The 22,051-nt window shown below is 65.5% G+C and carries 36 protein-coding genes and 1 tRNA gene; 26 read left to right on the top strand and 11 right to left on the bottom strand.

Going from position 1 to position 22,051, the window contains the following annotated elements:
• Positions 1-125: 125 nt before the first annotated feature.
• Positions 126-617: a hypothetical protein gene (locus LDN90_RS15300; RefSeq protein ID WP_142938827.1), complete on the top strand. Its 492-nt coding sequence runs from the start codon at positions 126-128 to the stop codon at positions 615-617.
• 157 nt (positions 618-774) lie between these two features.
• On the opposite strand, the gene LDN90_RS15295 is transcribed toward LDN90_RS15300, so the two are convergent.
• The 3 genes from LDN90_RS15295 to LDN90_RS15285 form a co-directional block, all read right to left on the bottom strand.
• Positions 775-2,205: a hypothetical protein gene (locus tag LDN90_RS15295; RefSeq protein ID WP_142938828.1), complete on the bottom strand. Its 1,431-nt coding sequence runs from the start codon at positions 2,203-2,205 to the stop codon at positions 775-777.
• A 117-nt stretch (positions 2,206-2,322) separates the two neighbouring features.
• Entirely contained in the window at positions 2,323-3,360 is a 1,038-nt protein-coding gene (locus LDN90_RS15290) for a hypothetical protein (RefSeq protein WP_202979318.1), read from the bottom strand.
• Complete coding sequence (locus tag LDN90_RS15285; protein ID WP_202979319.1) at positions 3,357-3,767, bottom strand: hypothetical protein; 411 nt, start codon at positions 3,765-3,767, stop codon at positions 3,357-3,359. Before LDN90_RS15285 ends, LDN90_RS15290 begins: the two co-directional genes overlap by 4 nt.
• Before the next feature lie 272 nt (positions 3,768-4,039).
• On the opposite strand from LDN90_RS15285, the gene LDN90_RS15280 reads away from it, so the two are divergent.
• Positions 4,040-4,195, top strand: a complete 156-nt coding sequence (locus LDN90_RS15280; protein ID WP_160147645.1) for a hypothetical protein — start codon at positions 4,040-4,042, stop codon at positions 4,193-4,195.
• Between the two features lie 80 nt (positions 4,196-4,275).
• Here the strand turns inward: LDN90_RS15280 and LDN90_RS15275 are convergent, their stop codons facing one another.
• Both LDN90_RS15275 and LDN90_RS15270 read right to left on the bottom strand, forming a co-directional pair.
• Positions 4,276-4,668: a hypothetical protein gene (locus tag LDN90_RS15275; protein ID WP_142938829.1), complete on the bottom strand. Its 393-nt coding sequence runs from the start codon at positions 4,666-4,668 to the stop codon at positions 4,276-4,278.
• Positions 4,665-5,906 (bottom strand): hypothetical protein, encoded by a 1,242-nt coding sequence (locus LDN90_RS15270; protein WP_142938830.1) that lies wholly within the window; start codon positions 5,904-5,906, stop codon positions 4,665-4,667. Before LDN90_RS15270 ends, LDN90_RS15275 begins: the two co-directional genes overlap by 4 nt.
• Before the next feature lie 438 nt (positions 5,907-6,344).
• On the opposite strand from LDN90_RS15270, the gene LDN90_RS15265 reads away from it, so the two are divergent.
• Both LDN90_RS15265 and LDN90_RS15260 read left to right on the top strand, forming a co-directional pair.
• Positions 6,345-6,845, top strand: coding sequence for a hypothetical protein (locus LDN90_RS15265; protein ID WP_142938831.1), 501 nt, complete (start codon positions 6,345-6,347; stop codon positions 6,843-6,845).
• Between the two features lie 95 nt (positions 6,846-6,940).
• Complete coding sequence (locus tag LDN90_RS15260) at positions 6,941-7,378, top strand: hypothetical protein (RefSeq protein ID WP_056388145.1); 438 nt, start codon at positions 6,941-6,943, stop codon at positions 7,376-7,378.
• Between the two features lie 77 nt (positions 7,379-7,455).
• On the opposite strand, the gene LDN90_RS15255 is transcribed toward LDN90_RS15260, so the two are convergent.
• A complete protein-coding gene (locus LDN90_RS15255) occupies positions 7,456-8,289 on the bottom strand; it encodes a hypothetical protein (protein ID WP_202979320.1) in 834 nt (277 codons plus the stop codon).
• 323 nt (positions 8,290-8,612) lie between these two features.
• Between LDN90_RS15255 and LDN90_RS15250 the strand changes: the two genes are divergently transcribed.
• From LDN90_RS15250 to LDN90_RS15175, 16 genes are all read left to right on the top strand, one after another.
• Positions 8,613-9,263, top strand: coding sequence for a hypothetical protein (locus LDN90_RS15250; RefSeq protein ID WP_142938832.1), 651 nt, complete (start codon positions 8,613-8,615; stop codon positions 9,261-9,263).
• 73 nt (positions 9,264-9,336) lie between these two features.
• Positions 9,337-9,648 carry a hypothetical protein gene (locus LDN90_RS15245; RefSeq protein WP_142938833.1) on the top strand — a complete coding sequence of 104 codons (312 nt, stop codon included), beginning with the start codon at positions 9,337-9,339 and terminating at the stop codon, positions 9,646-9,648.
• Positions 9,649-9,733: 85 nt separating this feature from the next.
• Complete coding sequence (locus tag LDN90_RS15240) at positions 9,734-10,021, top strand: hypothetical protein (RefSeq protein WP_142938834.1); 288 nt, start codon at positions 9,734-9,736, stop codon at positions 10,019-10,021.
• A 173-nt stretch (positions 10,022-10,194) separates the two neighbouring features.
• Positions 10,195-10,542, top strand: a complete 348-nt coding sequence (locus tag LDN90_RS15235; RefSeq protein WP_142938835.1) for a hypothetical protein — start codon at positions 10,195-10,197, stop codon at positions 10,540-10,542.
• A complete protein-coding gene (locus LDN90_RS15230) occupies positions 10,542-10,781 on the top strand; it encodes a hypothetical protein (protein ID WP_142938836.1) in 240 nt (79 codons plus the stop codon). The genes LDN90_RS15235 and LDN90_RS15230 overlap by 1 nt, the downstream gene beginning before the upstream one ends.
• Before the next feature lie 19 nt (positions 10,782-10,800).
• Positions 10,801-11,064, top strand: coding sequence for a hypothetical protein (locus tag LDN90_RS15225; protein WP_142938837.1), 264 nt, complete (start codon positions 10,801-10,803; stop codon positions 11,062-11,064).
• 232 nt (positions 11,065-11,296) lie between these two features.
• Positions 11,297-11,788 (top strand): single-stranded DNA-binding protein, encoded by a 492-nt coding sequence (locus tag LDN90_RS15220; RefSeq protein WP_021473537.1) that lies wholly within the window; start codon positions 11,297-11,299, stop codon positions 11,786-11,788.
• Positions 11,789-11,963: 175 nt separating this feature from the next.
• Positions 11,964-12,227 (top strand): hypothetical protein, encoded by a 264-nt coding sequence (locus tag LDN90_RS15215; RefSeq protein WP_142938838.1) that lies wholly within the window; start codon positions 11,964-11,966, stop codon positions 12,225-12,227.
• The gene (locus LDN90_RS15210; RefSeq protein ID WP_142938839.1) at positions 12,224-12,454 is read left to right on the top strand and encodes a hypothetical protein; all 231 of its coding nucleotides are present in this window, start codon (positions 12,224-12,226) and stop codon (positions 12,452-12,454) included. Before LDN90_RS15215 ends, LDN90_RS15210 begins: the two co-directional genes overlap by 4 nt.
• A 367-nt stretch (positions 12,455-12,821) precedes the next feature.
• The gene (locus LDN90_RS15205; RefSeq protein ID WP_142938840.1) at positions 12,822-13,235 is read left to right on the top strand and encodes a hypothetical protein; all 414 of its coding nucleotides are present in this window, start codon (positions 12,822-12,824) and stop codon (positions 13,233-13,235) included.
• Between the two features lie 66 nt (positions 13,236-13,301).
• A tRNA-OTHER gene (locus tag LDN90_RS15200) sits at positions 13,302-13,447 on the top strand.
• Positions 13,448-13,518: 71 nt separating this feature from the next.
• Complete coding sequence (locus LDN90_RS15195) at positions 13,519-13,827, top strand: hypothetical protein (RefSeq protein WP_142938841.1); 309 nt, start codon at positions 13,519-13,521, stop codon at positions 13,825-13,827.
• A gap of 17 nt (positions 13,828-13,844) precedes the next feature.
• On the top strand, positions 13,845-14,147 hold the full coding sequence (locus LDN90_RS15190; RefSeq protein ID WP_142938842.1) for a hypothetical protein: 303 nt from the start codon (positions 13,845-13,847) through the stop codon (positions 14,145-14,147).
• Positions 14,148-14,312: 165 nt separating this feature from the next.
• Positions 14,313-14,960, top strand: a complete 648-nt coding sequence (locus tag LDN90_RS15185; protein ID WP_142938843.1) for a thermonuclease family protein — start codon at positions 14,313-14,315, stop codon at positions 14,958-14,960.
• Positions 14,961-14,997: 37 nt separating this feature from the next.
• The gene (locus LDN90_RS15180) at positions 14,998-15,336 is read left to right on the top strand and encodes a hypothetical protein (RefSeq protein WP_071416399.1); all 339 of its coding nucleotides are present in this window, start codon (positions 14,998-15,000) and stop codon (positions 15,334-15,336) included.
• A 141-nt stretch (positions 15,337-15,477) separates the two neighbouring features.
• The gene (locus tag LDN90_RS15175) at positions 15,478-16,071 is read left to right on the top strand and encodes a hypothetical protein (RefSeq protein WP_142938844.1); all 594 of its coding nucleotides are present in this window, start codon (positions 15,478-15,480) and stop codon (positions 16,069-16,071) included.
• Between the two features lie 62 nt (positions 16,072-16,133).
• Here LDN90_RS15175 and LDN90_RS15170 read toward each other — a convergent pair whose 3' ends face one another.
• The gene (locus LDN90_RS15170; protein WP_142938845.1) at positions 16,134-16,355 is read right to left on the bottom strand and encodes a hypothetical protein; all 222 of its coding nucleotides are present in this window, start codon (positions 16,353-16,355) and stop codon (positions 16,134-16,136) included.
• A 251-nt stretch (positions 16,356-16,606) separates the two neighbouring features.
• On the opposite strand from LDN90_RS15170, the gene LDN90_RS15165 reads away from it, so the two are divergent.
• The 6 genes from LDN90_RS15165 to LDN90_RS15140 all read left to right on the top strand — a co-directional run bounded on the left by LDN90_RS15165 (position 16,607) and on the right by LDN90_RS15140 (position 19,089).
• On the top strand, positions 16,607-16,846 hold the full coding sequence (locus tag LDN90_RS15165) for a hypothetical protein (protein ID WP_071416402.1): 240 nt from the start codon (positions 16,607-16,609) through the stop codon (positions 16,844-16,846).
• A 67-nt stretch (positions 16,847-16,913) separates the two neighbouring features.
• Complete coding sequence (locus tag LDN90_RS15160) at positions 16,914-17,243, top strand: hypothetical protein (RefSeq protein WP_142938846.1); 330 nt, start codon at positions 16,914-16,916, stop codon at positions 17,241-17,243.
• A gap of 5 nt (positions 17,244-17,248) precedes the next feature.
• Positions 17,249-17,629 (top strand): hypothetical protein, encoded by a 381-nt coding sequence (locus LDN90_RS15155; protein ID WP_021473549.1) that lies wholly within the window; start codon positions 17,249-17,251, stop codon positions 17,627-17,629.
• Positions 17,630-17,665: 36 nt separating this feature from the next.
• A complete protein-coding gene (locus LDN90_RS15150) occupies positions 17,666-17,929 on the top strand; it encodes a hypothetical protein (RefSeq protein ID WP_142938847.1) in 264 nt (87 codons plus the stop codon).
• A 155-nt stretch (positions 17,930-18,084) separates the two neighbouring features.
• Positions 18,085-18,807: an HD domain-containing protein gene (locus tag LDN90_RS15145; protein ID WP_142938848.1), complete on the top strand. Its 723-nt coding sequence runs from the start codon at positions 18,085-18,087 to the stop codon at positions 18,805-18,807.
• A 39-nt stretch (positions 18,808-18,846) separates the two neighbouring features.
• Positions 18,847-19,089, top strand: coding sequence for a hypothetical protein (locus tag LDN90_RS15140; RefSeq protein WP_142938849.1), 243 nt, complete (start codon positions 18,847-18,849; stop codon positions 19,087-19,089).
• Positions 19,090-19,200: 111 nt separating this feature from the next.
• On the opposite strand, the gene LDN90_RS15135 is transcribed toward LDN90_RS15140, so the two are convergent.
• From LDN90_RS15135 to LDN90_RS15120, 4 genes are all read right to left on the bottom strand, one after another.
• Entirely contained in the window at positions 19,201-19,413 is a 213-nt protein-coding gene (locus LDN90_RS15135; protein ID WP_142938850.1) for a hypothetical protein, read from the bottom strand.
• Positions 19,414-19,492: 79 nt separating this feature from the next.
• Positions 19,493-20,947 carry a site-2 protease family protein gene (locus LDN90_RS15130; protein ID WP_202979321.1) on the bottom strand — a complete coding sequence of 485 codons (1,455 nt, stop codon included), beginning with the start codon at positions 20,945-20,947 and terminating at the stop codon, positions 19,493-19,495.
• A 235-nt stretch (positions 20,948-21,182) separates the two neighbouring features.
• A complete protein-coding gene (locus tag LDN90_RS15125; protein WP_142938851.1) occupies positions 21,183-21,656 on the bottom strand; it encodes a hypothetical protein in 474 nt (157 codons plus the stop codon).
• Between the two features lie 3 nt (positions 21,657-21,659).
• Positions 21,660-22,046, bottom strand: a complete 387-nt coding sequence (locus tag LDN90_RS15120; RefSeq protein ID WP_142938852.1) for a hypothetical protein — start codon at positions 22,044-22,046, stop codon at positions 21,660-21,662.
• Between the last annotated feature and the right edge of the window lie 5 nt (positions 22,047-22,051).

Raw genomic sequence — 22,051 nt, 5'->3', positions numbered from 1 at the left:
GGAGCGGCGAGACCCGCGCCGGCACGCCCGTCAGAGAGGGCCTGGATCATTCACGGCGACCCCGGATCGAGGTAACGTCTATAGAGTCGCCACCCGCTCACGCCCGACCCAGGAGCACGAATCCCATGGCCCTCGACCACGCTTTCCTGCGCACACCACAGGACTTCAGCAGCATGCTCATCGAGATGCAGGAGGGCAGCTGGCCGCCGGACGAGGCGGACATCATCCGTATCGCCCAGGGGTGCTCGATGCTGATCGAGTGCATCGACGCCTGGGAGAGCGCCACGCACGGCAAGAACGTCTTCGACGTCGCCCGCGGAGAGATCTGCACGGCCGACGTACGGCGGCTCCTCGCCCAGGAAGTCTCACTGAGCTACGAGGGCGACGTCGCGGTGCTGCTGGTGCCACCTGCGGACGAACGTGTGCGCGTGGAAATCCGTGCCGACGTCGACGAATACCAGGGCCTGCTGCGCCGTCCGGAGATGGTCCTGGATTGGGAGCAGGATGGCAAGCAGCACGAGCACTACATCTCACTCAAGCCCAAGGGTGCGCACTGGTACATGCTGTCGCAGCTGCGCGACGACATGAAGGAAGGCCGGCTTGCCGTCCGGTCCTAGCTCCGCCGGCCGTGGGCCTCCTGCGGCCTCTAGAATGAAATCAGCCCGTTGCCTGATGGCACCGGGCTGATGGGTTCGACTACAGAGGGGCGCAGGTCAGCGGCCCAGGTTCACGGGACGGCCGGTTTCGCCATTCCGACGCGCCGGAGAGCCGCATTCACTGCAGCGATTCTTCTTCAGTATCGTTGGCACTGCCTGTCAACTCTGCGCGTCGGGCCTCAAACAGCATTTCATTGATTGCGAACTCCGCGTTCCCTGACCACGCTTCGCTGCCGAATGCAGTGATGTCGTAGTACTCGGGGATGCCGTCGCCTTCCGGATCGGTAAAGCCAACCCCAAGGTCGTCGCATTTCAGCATGACCTTCCGCTCGCCATACGAAGCCGTCAACTCCCAGTTGCCGAAGTAACTGCCGTAAATGGTGAGATCCAAGGGGACCCCGGCAACGTCTACCAGCAGATTGGAGGATTGACTCCTCCTCTGTTCCGGCCAAGACGCCAGACCATCAAGTTCGACGGTGACCCCCGGGACCAGAGTAAGAGCATCCATGACGTTGTCCAGCGCGTCACTTTGCTCCCTCCAGCCACTTCCACCTGCATCGACATAGCAATTTGTCACCAGCGCATCCTCAGCTGACGTGGACCCGGCGGGCAGGGAAATATCCGCTCGCAGAAGGGCCCTTGGAACAGTTGCTTCCTGCGTCCTGGTGCTTCCACGGCTCCAATGAGATTCCAGAAGGCCTGCGATCCTCACCTCCGCAAGATAGAAGGCCGTGAACGTCAATGCAGTGGCGTCCTGCTTGGTGTGGTTGAGGCCGACGAGTTTGGCCGAGGCGGCATCGACGTCGAACGAAAGGGAGGAAATATCGTCGGGCACCAGATCCTCCCAGTCACCCATATTCCCTTCGCTGATCGTGACGTCCCGCAACAGAACATTGCCCTCGTAGGCAAGCCGCAGAGCCAAGCTGAGCCCGTCGGCATCACTTGGAACTGAACCAAATATCTTTTCGGTGGCCCTCCTGAGATCGCTGAAGATGTGGGGACCTTCGGTCCCGAGCCACTGCTGATAGGCGGTGCGGGTGTCCTTATCTGCCGAGACAACTACATACTCCAGGTCCCGACTTCGCCCCTCATGGATGTACGCCCGGAGGTGAGCACTGTCGGCTGTGCCGGTTTTTACCTCACTCTTTCGTTTGGCCGGTCCTTCCAGCAGGATCTGGTCACGAAGAGCTTCATGGGCAAAATCTGCGGTACTGAGGATACGGATGCTGGACCCCAAGGATGTGATGACCCCGCTCAGGTCCAGCGCGATGTCTTTGGCTGTCTTTTCATCCGGGACCTCCACCGAAAACCCGGCACTGTGAAGCTTCTTTGTCGCAGCCCGGAGTGATACGTGGTGGGCGTGTAGGTGCTGGCCCCATTCCCAGATAACGGTGTCCGTTACCCAGATTTCAATGCGCCCGTGCTTATCAGCGCGGGAACAAAGAGACCTCAGTGTTTCCATGCCGGGCGCTTCGGCGAAGATGTTTGTGTCGAGCGCGATTGCTCCGACGCGGCTGAAGTTCGGATCGGACCCGGGAGCAGTTTCCATGCCCTGATCGTCGGGCAAAGTTCACCGATTCGACAAATTGTCCCGTCACAAGCCCTTTTTACGGTTCGCGGAGACGCACCCCAGGACCGTTCGCTGTATCCCAGTGCGTCACGGCGCTCATCGGATCGGCCGCCCTTCCCGCTCGCGCTCGAGCTTCGCCTGCTTCTTCGTCGCCTCCCGCACCCGGTCGCGGACGAAGACCGCGTCCTTGTGCGTGATCGGTGCTTCGTGGATGTTGTGCGATCCGCGCAGGAAGTTGCTCGTGCGGTCCGCGATCGAGTACGCGAGTGCCTGCTCGATCGCCGCGCTGGTCTCCTTTACCTCACCCAGCTGCCCGTGCAGCGCGGCCAGGCCCTCGGTCTGCTCACGGCCCCTCCGTTCCAGGGCTTCCATGCGCGCCGCGATACTGCCCAGCAGCGGATCACGGGAGCGGAACAGCTGCGCCGCGCGCCGGGTGGCGGCATCGGTCGCCAGTCCAAGGTCGAGCTGGGCCAGCAGAAAGGCCGTGACCAGGCTTGCCTGGCTCAACCGCTCGGCGAACTCGCGGGCTGCCGTGTCGCCGACACCGAGCTCACGGACGGCCGCTGAGCGCAGCTGCTCCCGCAGCGCACCGACGATGGCCTCGGGCACGGCCCGGACGGCAGGCTGGCTCTTCACGCCCTCGAGCCGGAAGCCGCTCTGTGGCAACGACTCGCTGCCTTCGTCACCTCCGCCGGAGCCGCCCCTGGCCGCCGCAGACTGCACGGCCTCCTGATGGTCGGTGTGCTGGAGCGGGACGGGCGGGATGAGGTTGGCATCTTCCGGCGGCGACACCGGGAGGGCCGCGGGGTGCGCTTCGGCGTCAACGTCGTCGTGCACCTGCGGCATTGCTGCTGTGTCCACGGCGACCGCGTCGCTCTGGGCCGGGGGAGTGGCGCTGCCTGCTCCCGAGCCTCCCCGCTGTCCGGCACCGGTGTCCCGGTCAAGGTTCTCGGCGCTCTGCTGCGGGGCCTCATCCTTCTCCGGCGTGTCCTGCTCCGGCTCCGCCGGCTGTGCCCGTTCCTGGGCCCGCTTCAGGCCCTCGCTCCCGCCGGTCCGGTACGCATCGAGGAAGGACGTATCGACGTCCATCAGCTCGTCGGTGGACGGCATGATCTCGTTCAGACCCTGGCTCACGTCAGCTCCCCGTTCTCCTCGTCCAGCAGATAGTTGTCGCCCCTGGTCAGCCCGAGCAGGGAATCGAAGCCCATGGTCACGACCCGCTCGAGGTTGGCGTTGTTCGTCGAAAGCGCCTTGAGCTCGTCGACGACCTGGTTGATGCGCGCGGTGAGCAGATCAGGGATGTCGAAGTCGAGATTCTCGCGCCGGATCTTCTCGGCGATCGCCTCGGCGTAGTACTCGTTGGCTGAGGGGTAGCCGCGCCGCTGCGCCCAGTACTCCGCCCGCTGCTTCTCGTCCGAGGACAGGCGGGTAAAGACCCGCTCCCTGCGGTCGCTGCCGTTCTGGTCGGTGCTCGGTCCACCGGACCTGGTCGCAACCCGCGCAGCGGGAGGCGCAGCCTTCGGCTCGTCGACGACGGTCATGTCTGGCCTCTCCTGTCATATTCGACTGATGTACGAGTCCATCCTAACGTCATTCGAATGCCTGTCACGAATGATTGAGCAATGACTTGTGACAGACCTTTGCGGAGAGGTCAAGCAGAGAGGTAGAGTCATCTGCGTCACCCGGTCAGCGCCTGATCGCGTGTCCCCCTAAAGTGAGCGGCCCCGGGTCATTCGGCCCCGATGCCGGGGCCGCCCCACAAATGGTTCGACCTGGGCGCGATGGAAACCACGCCGGCATTATGCTCGAACCTGTGGAAATTACGCTGACCGTTGAAGATGCCCAGGGCGGACTGACCTATGTCACTGCCACGGGTCCCAACTATGACACGGCCCTGGCCGCGGCCAAGGAGAAAATCCCGGAAGAATCCCGCGCGATCGTCATCCGCACCGAGAGATCTGAAGCGTAGCGGCATCAAAACAAAAAAGAACCCCACCCGGCTGTAGCCGGGTGGGGTTCTTCGCTGTCAGGCAGTCAACCTTGCAAGGTTCAGGTGCTGCGAGGCCTTCGGGCCTTCAGACCAAGAATGATGAGCCCAAGCAGGCCGAGAGGAATGCTCAGTATGCTCAGGACGATATAGACGAGGACTTTTCCGATCATGTGAGCAATGAGGAGCGGCCCCGCGAGAATGAACCCGCTCAATCCGCGCGCTATCGGGGCCGTGGCCCTGAAGTAAAGTTCCCGCGCCAAGGGGAACAGCCCTATATGCAGGACCGTCACGACCGCACCCAGAACCCATTCCGCAAGAACACCAGCTCCGGTCCGCCGTCCGGCCTGGAACCCCTGGGCCAGGGCAGCCGGCGCAAACGGCAGGGCCAGCAGAAGGCTCGACGTCAGGTACGTGAAACGGAGATCCTTCCAGGCGGCCAAGAGGCCGTTCACTCAGCTTCCTTGACCAGCGCCGTCCGGACGCCGGTGTACTCCCGCTCAGGTTTGAAGAACCTCCCGACCTTTTCAAAAAAGGTGTACGGCTCCCCTTCGACAAAAGGGACCTCGCCGGTGTAGCCGGCGGATGCGGCGAGTTCCCGGACCTGGGGATCCAGCGGCCGAAGCTGATCCCGGTGATAGTAATGCCCCCATACCTGGACAGCTCCCTGCACTACCACGACGGAAGGGAACGACTGGACTCTGGAGCCGTTCCTGCTCGCACCCTTGACGTAGCCGTGCTCTCCGGCCGAATGGTCATCCAACAAGAAGGAGATGGTCCGCTCGCCCCGGGCCCATGAGGGCAACGCCTCGGGGGACTGATCGAGGAAGTTGAACCATGCGGTCACGCTGTCCACCTCGTGGGTCGACGGGTAGAAGCCGCTTTCGTCCGGGTCGGGGGCATTGTCCTTCAACCGGAGACCGTGGGAGGTGGACAGGCTGTCAAGGCGTTCACCTGTGTGAACGACGAGAGTGCCGTCTTCCCTGAGCTCGGGCATCTGCCGGGGCTCCACGGGCCACCGGGCGCTGGTGTCCCATGCAGGGTCGGCCGTGTCCAGGGCACTGACGTCGCAGAAGCGGGAGTCAACGATGCGGGCTGCCACGGGCTCCGACAGGCCGGCACTGCGGAGTGCCTTTTCCGCATAGCCTGGGCCATGGCCGCCATAGCCCACGCTCACGCCGTCGATGCCGATCCACTCGCCCGTGCCCAGCTGCCAGAGCATGTGTGGCACAAGGTACTTGTCCGGATGGCGGTACCTGAAGGCCTGGGGATGGAAGCCGCTGCGCATCAGCACGTCTCCGGAGTGGAACCCACTGATTGAGCGCACAACAACGGTTCCGCACGCATCCACGAAGTCGCCGGCCAGCAGATACGGCAGTACGGGAACACGGCCGCCCTCTACCGGGTTGTCCCCGGATGCCCATTCACCCACGTTCCATGGAGTGCTTTGCTCAAAGTCATAACCCAGCAACCTGTCCAGGTTGCTTCTCTGGTCCTCGCCCAGAATCTTCGCCGCCTGGTACTGAATGTCCTGTTCGGCGGTCTGAATCCGGTAGTAGGCCTCGGCCTTGCTGTTGGCCTGATCCTCATCATCGTCGCCGACGTCCTGCAAGCAGGCCCTGTAATACGCAGCCCGCCATTTGTTGCGCTCCGCAAGCAAAGCAACGAGGGTCTTGTATTCGTCCTGGTGCACTTGGTCTCCTTTTGACGGCCAGGCAATAGTCCATTTGCTGGGGATATGCCGGGCTGGACACTACCCGGTGGTTACGTCAATGAGAAGTCATATGTGTGTTTTCGCAAACCAAGACACCCTGGCTCCGCGTGCCCGACCGGGATGTCTGTGGTCATTGCCAGGTCTGGCCGCACCAGCAACGGCCCTCTTCGTGTTCCTGGATGACCAAGACCCGTTCCTCGCCGAGCAGAATGATGTCTTCGTAGCTGAGCATGCCTCCAGTGCAGCATCGGTTGCCGACTGCAGGTAGGGGAGTCCTGGCGTATGTGGAAAACCGCAGGGACGATCAAGCTCGTTCCGGTATGCCCAGCCGCCTTATTCCATGGTCCTTCAACCTCCATCCGAGCCAGGCCTACCATGGAGGAGGGGAGCTCCGTCGGCCGATTGTCGGGACAGGTCATGGCACCACACAACGCGAATAGGCGGGACAACCGCACCCCTGGAATTGCAACATTGCGCCCCGGGCACCGCATCAGGGAAATACGCCAGGACCTCCATGACCGACACCCCGCCCGGGCCCGCTACCAGGTCATTGCTGCTCATCATCCGTTAGCCGGCGGGGCACCCCTTGTGCCCCCGGCCTCGGATGAATACCAGATCCGTCTCTACACGCGGTCCCGCAGCGGAGACGTAAGGATGCGACTCGCCGCGGTCAGGGAGGCCATAGCAACCTCGCCATATGTCTGGGAGGACCTCGCCGATGATGGCGTGCGGGAATGGGTTGAGCCTTCGATTGAGGACGATGTGCTGTTGTCGGCTGCACTGGTGTCTCTGGGAACTTTGAGCGCCGAGGAACGCCCTTATTTGGGCAAGTTCGTGGTCGAGGAGATCTACGAGATTCTGACAAGTGCAGAAGCGGAATACTGGCACCGGGCCGTATCAGGCCGCCGCCGGCACTGACCGAATCAGCCTGGTTCCGAGATCCTACGGACCAAACGTCGTTCTTGAACCTATGAAGCATGGGCCTCTCGGCTGAACTCTGCAAGAATCACGGCATGGTCGACCGCACTGCGTCCGATGAGCACTACGTGCTTGACCTGTGCGATGGCGTCCTCGGCATGAGCAGCTGTCGCCAAGCGACGTTCGATTGGCTCCGCGGCGACCCGTCCCCTTTGCGACCCCTCGGAACCAAGCTGCCCGTGGACGGCTTTTGGTCCGATCTCAAGCTCGTCGTCGAGTTCCAGGAGGAGCAGCATTCGAAACCGTCACCGTTCTTCGATCGGCGGCAGACCGTCTCTGGTGTGGGTCGCGGCGAGCAACGTCGCCTCTACGACGAACGCAAGCGACTTCTTATCCCCGAACATGGATTGAAGCTCGTTGTGATCGAGAAGTCCGCGTTCATCGTCAAGTCGAAGCGTATCCGGCGCGACCCGACGAGGGACATTGCCGTGGTGCGCGCGCACCTCGGCAATGCGCAGCCAAAACGGCTCTAGTGCCGACGTCGCCATCGAAGTGCTGTGATCGGTAGAAGCCAGTCAACGGCATGACGAAAACCCGCGATGGATGAGCCTCAGACCTTTGCGCTGGCAGTGCAGTCCACGAGTGCCGAGGTGAAGTCCTTCGACTTCCAGATCTTCTTGTCCTCGTCCTTCGGCAGGAAGTCCGAGATCGATCCGGCCCCTATTGGTGCGCCGCCGGCGAGGAAGCGCAGCGTCTCCTGTGAGAACCCCGCCTGGAAGACGACGCCCGCCAGGCAAGCGCCCGAGGCTGCGTAGGTCTTCTTCTGATCCTCGTTCAGCGCATAGGAGGAGAACGTCGAAACGAGCCCCGCGGTCAGCTGTGAGGAGGAGTTGATGCTCGTGCCCTGCGGCACCGTGAACTTCGGCGTGAGATCCGGCTGCCGGGCCTGGGGGAGCTCCTGTCCCTGCTTCGGCGGCACGTAGACCTGATCCTTGCCGTCCTTGCTGGTCGTGGCACCCGGGGCCGGGGTCGGCGGGATCACCGCGTCGACGCAAGCGTCGAACTTGTCGCGCAGCTCGGGGGAGAGCATGATCGCGGCGTCCATCGCGCTGACCTCGCGCAGGCCATTTGCCACCGCGGCGATGTCGTCGCTGCCCTTGCCCACGATGTAGGCCTGCGCGGCGTCCGAGAGCTTCTTGTCCTGGACGGCGCGGACCAGGCACGCGCCGCCGTCGGTGCTCTTGGCCCCGGTGCCCTGGAACACGAGCCGGTCCAGCGCCTTGCCGAGGTCCTGGCTGGTCACCTTCGCCGCGCTGGTGCTCGGGCTCGGCGACGGCTGCGCCGTCTCTGAGCCGGCGGAGCATCCGGCGAGCAGGCTGCCCAGCACCGCCAGTGCGGCGGCGGACAATGCCGCCTTCCTCGTCATCGGGGTCTTCATCGCCATGGCCTCTCCTGTCGGGTCGATGTCTGCGCCGGATGGCACAGAGCCCGCATCCGACTGGTCTTCCAGTACATCTTATCCGATAGGCAAATCGAATGGTCTATCGATTGATGCGCGAAGAGCGACACCAAAGGCGGCTGACAGAAGGTCTGCGCCAGGCCCTGGCGATGCCTGGTATCGCCAGGGGGCAGCTGGGCTGGGAGGGATCAACGGAGTTGATCCGGACGGGTGCTCGACGCGTCCCGAGCGCGTCACCGGTCCCTGAGTGGGCCGGGTCGGGACGGCTTGCCGCGCCCGGACGACGCCGAGCGAGAGAGGGACTGCCAATGACCCGGACGACTGTGCCGACGGACCTGATGCCGCGCTGCCAGATCGCGGACCCGCAGGTGCAGGAGCACCTGCCGTGCCAGCACCACGAGAGCGGCGGCGTCCAGTGCGAGAACCCCGATCCGCACACGGACGATCACTGGATCTCGGAGCACACAATTTCCCACGCGCTGGCCGGAAACGGCTACGCCTGCACGGCATTCGACCCCGCAGAGCCGGCCCGAGCCTTCCAAGGGCCTGTCCAGGCCTACACCGAACAGCAGATGGTCGACGCGCTCCTGCGCTGCGCCGCGGACCGGGACAGCCTCCCGCGCAACGACTACATCCGCCGCAGACACGACGACGAACCATCCGCGCCGCTGCTGGAGCGCCGGTTCGGCTCCTGGAATGCAGCCCTGGAGAGAGCGGGGCTGAACACCACCGAGCAGCCGCTGCACTTCCAGGGCGCGACCACGAAGTGGACCGAGGAGATGATCCTCGACGCCCTGCGCGAGTGCTGGATCAAGACCGGCTCCATCGCCGTGCTCGCCTACGAGGCCTGGCGCACCGGCGGCACCGACGGCATCTGCCGGACCCATGTTCCGCCGGCGGCCACCATCCGGTTCCGGATGGGGAGCTGGTCGCGGGCCACGCAGCTCGCCGTGGGCTGAGCCGGCGGCCCTGGCGCAGGTGGCTGCCATCCCGCTCATCCCACTGACCGCACACAGACCGAAGGACTCCATCATGACGATCGCCCGCCCCCTCCATGACGTCATCGACGACGCACCTCCGTCGGACGCCATCGCACAGCAGATCCAACTGCAGGCCGCCGCTGCGCTCCTGCCCGAACAAGAGTGGTGCGGCGGCTGCACCCCCGGGGACGATCCGGTCCCCGACGTCGAGGGCGGCATCCCTGGCATGCCGCAGGACGTCGTCCTGCGCACGACAGAGCAGCTGTCGCTGCCCGCGGACTGGAAGGCCGCCTGGGGCCCGGCCCCGCTCTACGACATCGCCCACCTCGCCTGTGGGCACACCGTTGCCCGCCGGGCCTCCTGACCCGGGCAGGGATGCAGCGACGCAGCGCAGCTGCGCCGGGGGACTCATCGACTGAACCATCGACCAGTGAAGGAGCGTCCCGCTCATGCCCATGACACCACTGCAGAGCTGGGCCCTCATCGTGCTTCTCGCCGTCTTTGTGCTCGGGCTCATCTGGCTCTCCGCCGAGGCCGAGGCTGCGCTCCGGCGCAGACATACAGACAAGGCGGCAGCACAGCAGCCGCAGGACGAGGAGGCAGACAGCTCACTCGTTCCCAGTCCTGTACCCACCGCCCGCCCGACCCTTCGTCTCATCCAGGGGCAGGGCCAGGGCTCCGCGAGGTCCCGTCGCGGTCCCGCCGAGGTCTACGACTGGGCCCGCCGGGGAATCTAAAGAGACCCCTTCCGGCCCCTGGCCTCCTGCGGGGCTGGGTCAAGACTTCATGCGGCCCACCGCCGCACCACGAACAGCCCCGGGCCGTCGCGAGAAGCGCCGGACACACCGTTCCTGCCGCAGCCCGGCAACGAAGCCACGGCGGCCCGGGGTCAACAACCATTCACCTGCCCGTGCAGGCATCGAAAGCGAGAAGAACCATGGACCAGACCATCGCACCGCCCGTCATCAGGCACAGCGTCGCCGTCGACTTCGGCGTCATCGAGCTCACGGGCACCCTTCAGCACGCCGACGCCCAGCGCAGCCTCGTACTCCTGACCGAGGAGGCCCCCGAGCGCATCTCGGTGAACCTCGAGGCATATGGCCTCGTAGCCGGCCCGGGGCGAGTGTTCATCAAGGACTGGTCGGAACACGCTGGCCTGGCCGAGCGCCTGCAGGAGGCGGGGCTCGTGCGCATCATGCGCTCCGTGACCGTCGGCCCGTTCGCCTCCACCGCCCACGAAGTCGAGGTGACGCTCTGATGGCCGCGGACACCCATGCGCTGAGCATCCTGAAGCTGAGCACCGGCCGCCTCGAGAAGATCGAACAGCTCCAGGGACGGATGCTCGCCCTCGGCGAGGAACAGCTGGAGGTCGCGCGCCGCCAGCTCGAGGCCCAGGACACTCAGAACGTCCTCGCCTGGCTGCAGCTGCAGCAGGCCCAGGGGCCTACACCGGACCCGACGCTCGTGGACCTGGTCCGCCGGCGGTTGCGAATCTGAAGCAGACAGGAGAAACGCCATGGACAACATCATCGAGAGCAGCGGAGTCCTCATCGCCACTCTTGCCTTCATGATCTGCCTCGCGTGGCTGGGCTGGTTGCTGTTCCGGCGACGGTTCCCGAACCGGGACGGGCAGATCGCGTACCTGGAGGAGGACTACCGGCGGGCCTGCGAGAGCGGAGACGTAGCCGCGGCCGATCAGATCGAGGCTGAACTCTGGGATCTGGGGGCAGCGCCAGGCTGGCCTGGGGCCGGACGTACCGGGTTCGATCAGCGCAGCTGATGCGGGACTTGTGATGCAAGGGCATCTGGGATCAACGCAGTTGATCCGGAAGGAGCACTGAGGAGCGCTCGATCAGCACAGCTGATCCGAGTCTTCATTCGAAAGATCATCGTCTGATCAGCACAGCTGATCCGGATGGGGGTCTGAGAGACAACCGAACACTTCAACTCACCATCGCGCGCGGAGCAGGGACACTGCCCGCGCGTTTCGTGCACAACGAGGAGAAACACTCATGTCGAACCCCCGCAACTCCGCCACCGTCATCGGCCGCCTGACCAAGGACCCGGTCGTCTTCAACAACCAGGACGGCTCCAAGAAGGTCGCGTTCACCCTGATGGCCGATCACAACTACACCGACAGCCAGGGCAACCGCGGAGCTGACGCTGTGCCGGTCGAGGCTTTCGTGCGCGCGACCACCAACGGCATCGGCCCGTTCGCGAGCATCCACAAGGGTGACCTCGTGGCCGTGAACCTCAAGCTGCGCCAGGACCGCTACACCAAGAACGGTGTCGAGGTCTTCGAGCTCAAGGCAGTCGTCGAGGACATCACGTTCCTCGAGCCCCGCTCAGTGACCCAGGCCCGCGTGAACGAGCGCGTCGCTGCCGCCGAGGCGCAGAACCAGGCCCTGCAGACCCAGCCGGCTCCGGCTCCCGTCGCAGCCGCTGCCGCACCGCAGCCGGCCGTCGCCAGCGCCGTCCACAGCGAGGAGCTGCCCTTCTCCTGAGAAGCGCGCCCCGCACCCAGCACAACCCACAACTGAATAACAACCGAATAGGCGGGTCGCACACGCCGACAGTCCCCGTCCGAGGAGCCTCGCGCTGCTCGGACGGGGATCTGCTTTTGCTGGCCGCCGTCCTGCCCTGCCCCCAACGTCATTAGCCAAGAGAAGGAGTTCCGCCATGCAGATCGTCGCCGACGCGACCGTCGAGGCCACCGATCACGACCAGGCCCTGCACGCAGGGCTCACCGCCGTCGTCGGCTCGGTGATCACCGACCACCCCGGACCGGATGTCGAGGCCATGGTCGACGACGTCGTCACCGCCGTCATCCAGAAGCTGCGCCTTCACGCCAGCCAGGTCTTCGTCGCCGATCACGGTGGTGCCCGCCCCGTGGAGCGCTTCCGCACCGTCACCGGGCGGATGGACCTGGAGGACCCGGAATGAGCCTGGTCCAGCAGCTCGAGCCCGCCGCCGAGGTCCAGCCGGCTGCCGGGCTTCCCGCGGCGGCGTGGATCCTCGCCGAGGCATATCCCCAGATCGTCGACTTCGACCCCAGTGGGATGACGATCGAAGAAGTGCACTACTTCCTCGGTGAGTCGGCTGCCGTCGCCTTCTTCCAGTTCCTGGTCCTCACCAAGCGGTGCAAGGCCGCCGTCGGGATCCGGCGCTGAGAGCTTCCGTACAGAGCGGTTCGATCCCTCCGTGGCTCCGGCCCCACCAGCGCCCCGCGCGCCCTGCCCTGCCCTCCCGGCAGCAGCGGCGTGGCGGGGCGCTGTCTTTTCGTTCAGGTTTCGTTCGTGGCCTGTGTGGAGGGGATCGGCACAGCCGATCCGGATCTGACGACGAAGGACAACGTCCCCGTCCTGCCACACTTCACTGGAGGTCCGCCATGTCTGGTCTCAGCTGCCCCAACGATGGCGCGCCGATGGAGTCCGACGCCACCGCGCCGGCCGGCGCGGTTGCGCCTGCACCCACACCTGCCCGGAGTGCGGCTACTCCGAGATCCCCTGATCACCGCCCATCAACCGAGGAGGGGCCATGTCGACCTCCGTGCAGCACCGTCATCACCGCAACAACGACCACACCCTCACCGGCTTCCTGTCCGCCGTCACAGCGGTCTGCCAGGAGCTGAACGCCGCCGACGACGCCGACGAGCTCGAGCGCCACGTCGGCTGGGTCTCGCACTCGTGCGAGCCGGACTACCAGGTGCTCGTCGAGCTGATCGGCCCCGCGCCGGGCCTCGCCCTGCAGCTGGTCATCGACCTGGACATCGACTCGACGGTCGCCTCCGCGCAGATCGTCGGCACGGCCGATGACGAGTCGTTCACGACGGACGTCGAGGTCGGAGTCCGGTTCCTGTCCCATCTCGTCGAGCACCACCTCGCGCCAGCGGCCAGGCCGTGCGACGGCTGCACGGCTCCGGACTCCCTGCGGGCACCGACCTGGAAGTGAGTGGCGAACGGCTCCTCGTCCCTTTCGTCACAACCCCTCGCCGGCTCCTTCCCGGAACCGGCCCACGGCGCTCTAGCTCAGCGGAAGAGCACTCGGCGTTCTGACTGCCCGCGGTTCGATTCCGCATCAATCCCTGGTCGGGCAGACCCAGGCAACAGGCCCGTTGCAGGGCGACGCACGAGAGGTCACGGGTTCGATCCCCGTGAGCGCCACAGAGCCAGGGTCGTACAGGCCCGCGCGATCCATCAGCTGCACCAGCTGCACCAGCCAGAAGGGCACTGCCATGACCGACACCATCACCCCCGCCTTCCTCGACATCGTCAAAGACGGCGGTCCTGCGGTCCAGGAGGTTCTGTTGCGCTCGACCGAGCGCCACCGCATCCTCGGCGGCAAGAGCGCTCGGATGCTGCGCCGGGGCGACCGGGTCGCGCTGCGCGACCTGAACCCTGATCTGGATGGCGGCACAGCCGTCGTCGAGCAGGTGCGGCCCTCGGTGGGCAGCACTGTCCACATCCTCACCGTCGGCGGTGAGGCCCACCTCGTCCGCGGCTCGCGCCTCGTGCTCGTCGCCCGCGGACCTGAACAACCCTGACCAGCAAGGAAACCGCCATGTACACCGGACCCATCAGCAACGGCATGCTGCTCGGCATGACGCACAAGGGACGCAGCGCATTGATCCGCGAGCTCAGCCCGGACGTGCGCCGCAAGCTCGCACACATCGCCTCGCTCGGTGCCGAACAGGAGACCAGGAAAGCCGCAGAGCACTTCGACGCTGGCCGGCGTGTCTGGGCCGGTACCAGGCTCGACCACGCCCAGTCACTGAGCCGGCTCGCTGCTGAGCTCACGGGCGAGCCCGACGGCGTCTTCATCGTCGAACCCATCGACTCCGGATCCGTCGCGGCAGGCAACTGATCTCTCTCACTGGACCCCTGGCACCGAGCCCATCGCTCAGGGCCGGGGGTCCTGTCTTTCTCTTTCCGGAACAGCCAGCACAGCTGGCTCGGGCGTGCCCGTGGAGAAGCACGCCTGCCACCCCGGCCAGAGCGCCCGACGACCCCTCCAGCAAGGAACCCCACCATGAAGCGCACCCCCTCCAGATCTGTCTTCGGCGGCCTCATCGCCGCCGTGCTCTGTATCGTCACGCTGACCGGCTGCGAGGACCTGCCGAAGGCCCCCGGCGTCCCGGGTACGCCGTCCACCAGCACTGCGGCAGCCCAGGACCCGGGACAGGTGTCCTCTGGCAAACCGGCGAGCGTGGAGACCAAAGTCATCCGTGTCATCGACGGCGACACCGTCGCCGTGCTGCCGGTGGCCGGCCTGCTCGAGGCGACCGACAAGCATATCGGGATCCCCGAGCACACAGTCAGGCTCCTGGGCATCGACGCGCCCGAAATGAACTATCACAAGGATGCCGAGCCCGAGTGCGGCGCTAGGGCCGCCACTGATCATCTTGGCGGCATCCTGCCGCAGGGCATGCCAGTGACCATCGAGTTCGACCCCGGGGCAGACAGAACTGACCGTTATGGCCGTTCTCTCGCCTACGTCATCACACCGGCCCACAACGACGCCGCGCGACAGCAGGTCACCGACGGCTACGCCATGCCCTGGTTCCCCAAGGGCGAGCCGGAGCCCCAGCGGATCCCCGAGTACCGCACGGCGGCTGACAACGCCGTGGCACTGCATGCCGGTGCGCACTCACAGTGCTCCTCCATCGGCCGCGGCTGAGCCGCTGCACTTACAGACTACGAACCAGGAGAACCACATGCCCATCCCTACAGCACCCTCTGAACTGGACGAACTCCAGGTCGGCGACAAGGTCCTCGTCAAGAGGGTCCTCGACCACCCCGCCTGGATGAAGCAGGTCCCGTGCGATCCCCGCAATGGCTCCACCACGAAGTACGTCCGCGACCCGCAGGTCGTGGAGGAGCTGGGGGTGAGCAGCGTGATGGACCGGCGGGCGGTACCCGCGATCGCAGCTGCCGGCAACTGGCCGGGACGTGAGGCGCACACGCTGGTCCGCCTGCCCAACGGCTTCTGGTACGACTGCGCCACCGGCCTGCAGGACGGGTCCGGATCCACGCGCATCGAACGCATGCACTGAGCCTGAAAAGAGCCCGGCACGGGGGAGAGCCCCTGGTGCCGGGCTCGTCTCTTTCCTGGCGGCTCGTCAGATCGGCACAGCCGATCCGGATCTGGACTCGAAGGAGACACCCGCTCCTTCCCGACCAGAAGGAGCAGCACGATGAGCAACGACGACCACAAGTGCAGCCTGGCCCAGCTGGAGCGGGCGCTCGAGGTGCTCGACGGAAAGCTGAAGCGCCTGGGGCTGAACGCCCCGGTGCAGATCCGTGCGATCGGCGGCTTCGCGCTCATGAAGTACGGCATCCGTGCTGCGGACCGGGCATTCACCGTCGACATCGACAGCGTCACCGGTGATTTCGCGCCAGAGGTCATGGCGGCAATCCATGAGGTGGCCGACGAACTGAACCTGGAGCGCGACTGGATCAACAACGACAACGTGATGGACGGCGACGACGCTGAGCTGGTGGCCTCGATATACCAGGCGCGCTGGATCGACGACGACACAGCGTACGAGAGCATCAGGCTTCAGCTGGCCAGTGTCCCCACGCTGACCCGCGCCAAGATCATCGCCGCGGACACCGCGGAGTTCTCCGGTCGTGCACAGGACCTGCCGGATCTCCTGGAATTGCTCCGATTCCAGGGCATCACCACCGCTGCCCGGTTCGATGCCGCTTACCCGGATCCCTACGACGAATACCCCGCCGCCCGCGAGGCCGTGCACGAGCACTTCGCTGCGGACAGGACGTTCGCCTGAAGAAGACCCCACCGTCAGAGCGCGTGCTCCGGCGGTGGGGTCTCTTTTTTTGTGTCCGTGGTTTACTGCTGGCCGGAATCTTCGGAGTTACCTCCGTCGTCGATGTCCTTCAGCCGCTGTTCCAGCCGGGTTGCGTGGGCCTCTTTGACTTTCCGGTAAACCTTGACGCCACCTGCAATGACCAGACCTGCAGCCGCCAAGACCCCCGCGGCGATCAGGTCCTCTGTACGGGCATCCTGCTTGCCTGCGTAGTAGCCCTTGCCATAGACCGCGCTTCCCGCCACGAATCTCTCCCTTTGTTGAATTTTGAACTCCGCCGAAAGCCTATCCCAGGGTGCGTGAAGGGGTTGTGCCGATGCTGCGGATCATCCGCGCCTTGCCGGCGCGGGGTCGGAACCTTCTTGTTGTTCTTGTTCATCTTCGATTCTCAGGTGCAGCCAGTGGTGGTGACAGCGGAGCTGTCACGGAGGAGTCATCGACGAAGGACGGCCTGCAGTGCAGCGCCGCGCCCCACAGGATTCCGAGGAGAACCGCCATGAGCACCATCGCCGCACCCATGCAGGACGCGCTGCCGTTCGACTTCGGCTCTGATGTGCTGGTCGTCAGCGCGCCCGTCTACGACGAGCAGGCCCGCCAGACCGACCGCGAGCTGTGCCAGCACTACTTCGCCGCATGGTGCGGCACGGCGTTCACGGCGGACGGCACACGGGCAGAACGCGCCCAGACCACCTTCGCGGACTTCCAGGCGGCCGCCCGCCGTCTGGCAGAGGGCTGAGGAACCAGCGCAACTGATCCAGGTTCGGCATCGAACAAACGACTTCATCAAACAGGAGGGGATCACCGTGTCCACTGCCACCACTTCCGAGCCCGACCTCGACGCTGAAGCTCAACGCGTTGCCGCCGTCCACCGGCTCGCCACGAGCATGGCCTTCTACCCGGAGCTGCGGCGCGCCGAGGCTCAGGCCCGGGTCCAGCTCGCGGCCGCCGTCATAGCAATGGACGAGGTCGAGGACCGCATCGCCGCCGGCGAGAAGATCCACTCACTCTACGAGCAGGCTGCAATCGAACGGGCCAAAGACGCCTACGCCCAGGCGCTGGCTGATCTCGTCCGCGGCGAGTCCAGCGTTGAGGCTGAACCGTCGACTTCCCAACCCATGAACCAGGAGCACTGATCACCATGTCCTTCCTCGAGAAGATCGGATTCGTCGAGACCGCCGAGCAGGAGGCCCAGCGCCTCGCGCAGTCGCCCGAGGGCTCGGCCAACCACGAACTGTCCAAGCTGCCGGTCACCATCGAGCAGTGGCCCCAAGACCTGCTCATCGAGCTGCCCTGGCACGCCACCGAGCGGGGCTCCGGCCACCGCGTCGTCGTGGTGCCCATCGAATACCGGGGCGAGGCCCGCACCGAGGGCGAGGAAGAACCCCGTCCTCGCAAGCGCCACGCTGGTTGGTGGAACTGCGCGGTCGTCGCCAGCGACCACCCCAGCTACCCGGTCGGCGGCTACCGGCTGAGCATCCCCGCTGCCGAGCTCGCCCGCGGCAAGCGGATCGAGCTCTGAGAGAACACATCCCACGACGAAGGAGCGTGAACCGCCATGCCTGACACGATGCAGACCACCGGCCGCCGCGAGCGGATCCTCCGGAGTATCGGCAGGACGCTCCTCGTCACGGGGATCGTGCTGAACGTCCTCGCCCTGCTGCCCGCGATCGCAGCCAGCGCCTGGACCGGCCACTGGACGGCGAGCGTGGTGCTCGTGGTCCTGTCCGGTGCGGTCTGGGCTGCTGGACTTCTGGGCCTGAAGACCTGGGCTGCCCGGCTACGCCGTCACAACGACACCCAGCCCAGCCAGCACCAATGACCAGTCGCCCTGCCTGATCCCACCAGAGCCCCGGCTCCTGCGCTCCGGCGCGGGGCCGGGGCTCTCGCTCTGTCTCTGAGGCGGGTCCACGCGCTGCGGGGCAGCGCCTGGTGTTTTGCAACAGCAAGAGAACCATCCCGAACAAAGGAAGAGCCATGACCACCCTGACCACGACGCGTGTCCCGCTCAAGCAAATGGACCCTGCGATGCTCGTGTTCGAACTCGAGCGGGAGATCCAACACCTCATGCCCGGCACCACGAACACGGAGCTCGTGACCCGCGCAGCTGCGACGGCCTCGTTCCTGCACCGGAAGCAGACCCGCTTCATCAGGGGAGACATGCCTCGCGTGCCGTACATCGAGCATCCGCTGCGCGTGGCGTTGCGCCTCCTGCGCTGGGGCGTCACCGACGCTGAACTGATTGCCGCAGCACTGCTGCATGATGTCGTCGAGGACTGCAGCAAAGAGCTGCTTGCTGCTTTCGGCCAGCCGGGTGAGGATCCCCTGGGCTGTCTGGCGCGGCTGTACGGCCGGCGCGTCTCGGTGCTCGTTGGGGCGGTGACCACCCCTAACGGCAGCACCTCCTACGAGGAGCACCTCACGCGGCTTGCCAACTCCGGTTCCCGGGCGCTGCTCATCAAGGCCAGCGACCTGAAGGACAACGCCGGTTCGATCCGGCACCAGCTCGGCCACGGCCAGGATTCGCGCATGTACCGCATGCTCTTCAAGTACATGCCGGCCGTCGAGATCGTCGGAGCAGGTCTGCGCCGTTCGCTCTGCTGCCCTGCGACCCAGCAGTGCACCAGGGCCGCTATCGCCGCGATGGAAGATCTCAGCCACGATCTTGCAGCCCTGTCGGCCGAGCATGGCATCGACTGATCAGCATGCCGCATGTCGCAAAATTCAGAAAGGAACCTGATGGGAAGCAGGCAGGTAACTCTCACCTCATGTGATCGCTGTGGAATTGAGACGGAGTCGGATGTTGCCCATGAAAATTCAGACAACTACGACCCGGCCGCCCACGTATGGCGGACATTGAAATTCCACTACATCCAGCCGTGGTTCTTCCTCTGTCCCGATTGCGTGAAGGCCTTCCTCAAATTCATGGCCATGGAAGCAGTGCTGCCGGTCAAAGTGATCCGCAGGCCCGACCGTGCCTGAACCAGAGAACCAGCACTACAGCAGAGACCCCACTGTCAGGAGCATCAGCTCCGGCGGCGGGGTCTCTTTTTTCTCTGGTCACTCCTTTCTCCAGCGGACCGGATACTCCGGCTACCAGCCGGAGCTGAAGGGCAAGCGCACGTCACCGGAGAGGATCCCGCCGCACAGGAACAGCAGTGCCGAGACGCCGATGAGGCCAACGGCGAAAGCCACCGGCCGGTCCTCGTAGATCTGCCGCAGCCGGGAGACGAGGCTCTGTGGCTTCTTACTGGTCTTGTTCGGGTCTCCTGCTGGACTCTTCCGGGTCTCGTCGTGGTCGGTCATGGGTCTGCATCCCTTCTGATCGGTGTGTGGTCTGGTACTGGGCGGTGGATGGTCTCGTCGAGGGCTGGTGCGGGTCCCGTCAGAGCCCCGACTTCAGCGGCACGACGATGTCGCCGACCATGAGCACCAGGCTCATCGACAGCATCGCCAAGCCGATCACGTAGGCGACCGGCAGCTGCCTGGCGACGTTGACGTGACCGGGATCAGGTCGGCTGAACCGCCGTGCCAGGCAGCGCCTGGCCCCTTCAAAAGCGCTGCCCGCGATGTGGCCGCCGTCCAGCGGCAGCAGCGGTATCAGGTTGAACACCCCGATGAAGAGGTTGAACGAGCCGACCACCAGCCCGAGCAGCGCAGCCTTGCCGCCGATGTCGAGGCCGGGTTTGGTAGATGCCGCGACCTCGCCGGCGAGCCTGGATCCACCGATGACCGACATGGGTCCGTCCTGGGCACGCTCGCCCTGACCAAAGATCGCCTGGGCGACGTTGTACACCCGGGCGGGCAGCTGCACGATGGAAGACACTGCGTGCCCGGTCATCTCACCCATGCGCTCCATCGTGTAGACCGGGCCGTGCCTGGTCACCACCTCGCGGGACTCCGGCTCGACACCGAGGAAGCCCACTGTCGCGGTCTGCTTCGGGCCGCCACCATCGAGGTCCCGCGGCATGGCGATCGTGTGCGAGGCCTGGAGCTTCACCTGCGTACCATCGCGCTCCACCTCCATGGCAGCGACGCTGTCGCCGTTGGCGTGGATCAAGTCCGACAGCTGTGACCACGAGGTGACTGGCTGGCTGTTGAAGCTGACGACCACATCGCCGGGACGCAGCCCCGCCGCCCGGGCGGGGGAGACCTGGTCGCTGTCTTGGCACGCAGTGCGCTTGGCGTCCTGGGGGATCACGCAGTCGGAGACGACGGAAACCGCAGGGCGGCCGGTCGGCTCGACCGAGTGCACGCCGTAGATGCCATAGACACAGAGGAAGCAGAGGAACGCCAAGGCGATGTTCACCCCGGGGCCCGCCACCATCACCAGGATCTTCTTCGCCGCGGGCAGCTTATAGAACAGACGGTCAGCGTCGCCGGGTTCGACGAGCTCGAACTCCGCCGCCCGGGTCTGCGAGACCATCTGTGCGAACAGGCCCGTGTTGGACTTGCGCAGCGTGAGGGGCGCATCCGGGGTCGCGGCGCTGGCTGCAACGAGGACGTCGCTGTGAGCTTCCTGGCGTGCCGGCGCGGCTGCTGTATCGGCTGGCACCTGCTCGCCGCGGGAAATCTGCTGCTCGCGGTCCGTCTCGGGCGGGAACATACCGATGATCTTCACGTAGCCGCCGAGCGGGATGAGCTTGATACCGTACTCGGTCTCGCCCTTCTTCAGGGACCAGACCGTCGGACCGAAGCCGACCATGTACTGGCTCACCCGGCACCCGAACTTCTTCGCGAAGTAGAGGTGCCCCAGCTCGTGCAGCGCGATCGAGACGAAGATCGCGGCCAGGAAGATCACCACACCGAGCGCGTACAGGGCGACCTCCGGACCCGTCACGGCGTGTACCCCTCATCGGGCTGGCTCTGTGCGATCGTCATCAATGCATCCCCTCGTCGTGCCTCGTCTGTCGATGCTCTATCGCGATAACAGCGAACATCGACTCGTATACGTCAATTCTCGCATGTCGAATGCCATTCAGACAGGACGCGGCATTGATGCCGAGAGATGCGAAGAGCCGTTCCTGATCCTCTTTCGATGATCAGGAACGGCTCTTCGCCCACGCGGACCCGGGTCAGTCCGAGTCACCGCGCGTCAGCTCAAGAGCAGCCGCCTCACGCTCCCTGTAGACCTCGTAGAGCGTCCGGCCCGCCGCATCGACCTGCAGGAACGCCAGCAGCGCCTGGTCGACGTCGATCATCCCGGCGGCCACAAGCGCGAGCTGCGCCTCGAGCCAGGTCTTCATCACGCGCCACGCAACACGCTCAGCCTGGGCCCGGCTGGTCCGCTCGGCGCGCGATCCCGCCTTCAGCCGGCCGGCGGCGTCCTCCTTCCGCAGCAGCGCCTCCATGCGGTCGACGCTGGCTGGAAGAGAGAAGCCGCGCTGACCATGCGGCGTCGCGAGCAGGAAGTCCAAGGAACTGGGCACGCCGGAGGCGTCGTAGTCGACGCTGATCCGGCGGGCCCCGTGCTGCGCGAGCAGCGCCTGCATCTCGGCGAAGGTCTGCGCCGCCGAGATCTTCGTGGAGTAGTTGACCGGCGCGGCCACGGCTCAGCTCTCCTGGTCGTCGTCCACCGGCACCAGCTCGCCAATGCCGCGGACCGTCCAGTCGCCGCTCGCCACATTGACGAGCGTGCAGTTCGACCCGGCGGTCGCCTCCGAGTCATACTCCTCGAAGACGTAGACCCGTGGCCGCGTGTGCACGCCTTCGTAGACGTCCTCATCGAGCATCACGCGGCCGCCGAGCTCGACGCCCTTGTGCACGACGACGTCGGGCGACTGTTCCGCCTCGTCGTCCCAGTCGACGGCGTGGGTCCCGGCGGCCGGGGCCGGAGCCCCGGCCAGCGAGCCGAGAAGCTCGGTCCGGCGCACATCGAGCTCAGCCAGCCGACCGAGGAGCTGACCCTGCTCGTCCTGCAAGGCCAGCAGCTCGGTCACGGCCA

The organism is Arthrobacter sp. NtRootA1 (genome assembly GCF_019976975.1).
In the GTDB taxonomy this organism is placed as follows: Bacteria; Actinomycetota; Actinomycetes; order Actinomycetales; family Micrococcaceae; genus Arthrobacter; species Arthrobacter aromaticivorans.
The sequence above is the reverse complement of the archived record's forward strand: the minus strand, read 5'-3'. Positions and strand labels throughout refer to the sequence as shown.

Bases quoted from the DNA above. Each gene is read 5' to 3' on its own strand.
- LDN90_RS15300 (WP_142938827.1), top strand. From the start codon at position 126: ATGGCCCTCGACCACGCTTTCCTGCGCACACCACAGGACTTCAGCAGC.
- LDN90_RS15295 (WP_142938828.1), bottom strand. From the start codon at position 2,205: ATGGAAACTGCTCCCGGGTCCGATCCGAACTTCAGCCGCGTCGGAGCA.
- LDN90_RS15285 (WP_202979319.1), bottom strand. From the start codon at position 3,767: ATGACCGTCGTCGACGAGCCGAAGGCTGCGCCTCCCGCTGCGCGGGTT.
- LDN90_RS15265 (WP_142938831.1), top strand. From the start codon at position 6,345: ATGGCACCACACAACGCGAATAGGCGGGACAACCGCACCCCTGGAATT.
- LDN90_RS15260 (WP_056388145.1), top strand. From the start codon at position 6,941: ATGGTCGACCGCACTGCGTCCGATGAGCACTACGTGCTTGACCTGTGC.
- LDN90_RS15255 (WP_202979320.1), bottom strand. From the start codon at position 8,289: ATGGCGATGAAGACCCCGATGACGAGGAAGGCGGCATTGTCCGCCGCC.
- LDN90_RS15250 (WP_142938832.1), top strand. From the start codon at position 8,613: ATGACCCGGACGACTGTGCCGACGGACCTGATGCCGCGCTGCCAGATC.
- LDN90_RS15245 (WP_142938833.1), top strand. From the start codon at position 9,337: ATGACGATCGCCCGCCCCCTCCATGACGTCATCGACGACGCACCTCCG.
- LDN90_RS15240 (WP_142938834.1), top strand. From the start codon at position 9,734: ATGCCCATGACACCACTGCAGAGCTGGGCCCTCATCGTGCTTCTCGCC.
- LDN90_RS15230 (WP_142938836.1), top strand. From the start codon at position 10,542: ATGGCCGCGGACACCCATGCGCTGAGCATCCTGAAGCTGAGCACCGGC.
- LDN90_RS15225 (WP_142938837.1), top strand. From the start codon at position 10,801: ATGGACAACATCATCGAGAGCAGCGGAGTCCTCATCGCCACTCTTGCC.
- LDN90_RS15220 (WP_021473537.1), top strand. From the start codon at position 11,297: ATGTCGAACCCCCGCAACTCCGCCACCGTCATCGGCCGCCTGACCAAG.
- LDN90_RS15215 (WP_142938838.1), top strand. From the start codon at position 11,964: ATGCAGATCGTCGCCGACGCGACCGTCGAGGCCACCGATCACGACCAG.
- LDN90_RS15210 (WP_142938839.1), top strand. From the start codon at position 12,224: ATGAGCCTGGTCCAGCAGCTCGAGCCCGCCGCCGAGGTCCAGCCGGCT.
- LDN90_RS15205 (WP_142938840.1), top strand. From the start codon at position 12,822: ATGTCGACCTCCGTGCAGCACCGTCATCACCGCAACAACGACCACACC.
- LDN90_RS15195 (WP_142938841.1), top strand. From the start codon at position 13,519: ATGACCGACACCATCACCCCCGCCTTCCTCGACATCGTCAAAGACGGC.
- LDN90_RS15190 (WP_142938842.1), top strand. From the start codon at position 13,845: ATGTACACCGGACCCATCAGCAACGGCATGCTGCTCGGCATGACGCAC.
- LDN90_RS15185 (WP_142938843.1), top strand. From the start codon at position 14,313: ATGAAGCGCACCCCCTCCAGATCTGTCTTCGGCGGCCTCATCGCCGCC.
- LDN90_RS15180 (WP_071416399.1), top strand. From the start codon at position 14,998: ATGCCCATCCCTACAGCACCCTCTGAACTGGACGAACTCCAGGTCGGC.
- LDN90_RS15175 (WP_142938844.1), top strand. From the start codon at position 15,478: ATGAGCAACGACGACCACAAGTGCAGCCTGGCCCAGCTGGAGCGGGCG.
- LDN90_RS15165 (WP_071416402.1), top strand. From the start codon at position 16,607: ATGAGCACCATCGCCGCACCCATGCAGGACGCGCTGCCGTTCGACTTC.
- LDN90_RS15155 (WP_021473549.1), top strand. From the start codon at position 17,249: ATGTCCTTCCTCGAGAAGATCGGATTCGTCGAGACCGCCGAGCAGGAG.
- LDN90_RS15150 (WP_142938847.1), top strand. From the start codon at position 17,666: ATGCCTGACACGATGCAGACCACCGGCCGCCGCGAGCGGATCCTCCGG.
- LDN90_RS15145 (WP_142938848.1), top strand. From the start codon at position 18,085: ATGACCACCCTGACCACGACGCGTGTCCCGCTCAAGCAAATGGACCCT.
- LDN90_RS15140 (WP_142938849.1), top strand. From the start codon at position 18,847: ATGGGAAGCAGGCAGGTAACTCTCACCTCATGTGATCGCTGTGGAATT.
- LDN90_RS15135 (WP_142938850.1), bottom strand. From the start codon at position 19,413: ATGACCGACCACGACGAGACCCGGAAGAGTCCAGCAGGAGACCCGAAC.